This is a genomic window from Amorphus sp. MBR-141 (assembly GCF_053628695.1).
Window position 1 is genome coordinate 1 of the sequence record NZ_JBRJGW010000082.1, and the last position, 1,726, is coordinate 1,726.

At 64.5% G+C, this 1,726-nt stretch carries 1 protein-coding gene and 1 pseudogene; both read right to left on the bottom strand.

Annotation, left to right across the window (positions count from 1 at the left end; all coding sequences use genetic code 11):
- Positions 1–189, bottom strand: a pseudogene (locus ACSSVZ_RS28080) (AAA family ATPase); the annotation flags it as partial.
- Positions 186–1,726 (bottom strand): IS21 family transposase (istA, locus tag ACSSVZ_RS28085; protein ID WP_453974163.1); only part of this gene is annotated, 1,541 nt, incomplete at its 5' end. The pseudogene ACSSVZ_RS28080 and the gene istA, both read right to left, overlap by 4 nt.

Below are 1,726 nucleotides of genomic sequence, written 5' to 3' on the forward strand. Positions count from 1 at the left end.
GCGGCGCTCGACCTTGCGGCGATCCCGTTCGATCATCTCCCTTTCGGCAAGCCGGGCAAGATATCCGGTATGATCCACGCCCTCGGTGGCGCATAGCCGGGCCAGCTTCTGGTACTCGCGCTGGAAGGTCGGCAGCTTGAGGGTTTTGAGATAGTGAGAGAGCAGGACCTCGGGAGTTTCGGTGCTCATGCCGCTTCTCCTGCATTCGCCGACAGAAGGCGCATATAGGCCTTCGCCGAGGTCGTCTCGACCGTCGCCCTCGGCAGGTAAGGATAGATGGACAGGTCCAGTCGCGGCGGTCGGCGCTCCACCCGGCACAGGACTAAATGCTTGACCGCGTCGAAGCCGATCGCGCCAAGCTGAAGGGCCTGCTTCACCGCCGCATGCAGATCGGCAAGCTCGAAGCTTTCCAGCAGGCGAAGCACCTGCACATACTCGCGCCGGCCGTGCTTGTTCATGCGCGCCTCCATGAGGCGGCGCAGCGTGGCGAACTCTGCGGGCAGGTCCCAGCCCTGGAGAGGCGCTGCCTGATCCAGCGCATTGATCTTCCGCTCGATCAGCGACAGGTAATGCAGCGGATCGAAGACGACGTCTTCCCGCTCCCAGCTTCGGGGATGACGGGCGATGATCTCGCCGCGGCAGCCGATCACCACCTCGTCGACATAGCCTCTGACCCAGACGTCCTGATGGCCGAAGGCGACCGGGACGGAATAGTCGTTGGTCTTGTAACGCACCAGCGACTGGGCCGTGACACGGGCGCTGGCCTGGTCGCAGGCGTCGAAGGGCGAAGCGGGCAACGGACGCATGGCCGCGAGATCGCGCTGCAGCCGTTCCCCGATCGTCTCGCTCTCACCACGCAGCCTGTCGCGCTGGCGCTTGCAGCATTGCTCTTCCAGCCAGGCGTTGAAGGCTTGCCATGTCGCAAACTGCGGGATCGGCACCATGAAGTTACGCCGGGCATAGCCGACGAGACCTTCGACGCTCCCCTTGTCGTTGCCCTTGCCGGGGCGGCCGTAACGGTCCCGGATCAGGTAATGGGACAGGAATCCACTGAACAACCTCGCGCGCTTGCGCGTGCCGTCGGGCAGTATCTTCGCCACCAAACAGCGGTCGTTGTCGTAGACGATCGATTGCGGAACGGCCCCGAAGAAGGCGAACGCATGGATGTGGCCATCGACCCAAGCCTCCGACACTGCCGCCGGATAGGCTCGCACATAGCAGCCGTCGCTGTGCGGCAGATCCAGCACGAAGAAGTGCGCCTTCTGCTCCACCCCGCCGATCATCACCAGTGCCTCGCCGAAGTCGGCCTGCGCATGGCCGGGCGGGTGCGCCAGCGGAACGAACACCTCCTGGCGGCGCTGCTCCCGCTCGCGCATGTAATCCTTGATGATCGTGTAGCCGCCGGTGAAGCCGCATTCGTCGCGAAGCCGGTCAAACACCCGCTTGGCCGTGTGGCGCTGCTTGCGCGGCACGTGTCTGTCCTCGTCCAGCCATCGATCAATGGTCGAAACGAACGCGTCAAGCTTCGGCCGCCGGATCGGTGACCGCCGCCGATAGCCCGGCGGGGTCGAATACGACAGCATCTTCGCAACGCTGTCGCGCGATATGTTGAAATGCTTCGCAGCCTGACGCTGGCCTGCCCCATCGAGGTGGCCGGGGCGTAGAGTTAGAGTCCGGCGGTTAGGGCCGGCGGATGTGCCGACACGGCGCCAGGGTAAGGTGACCA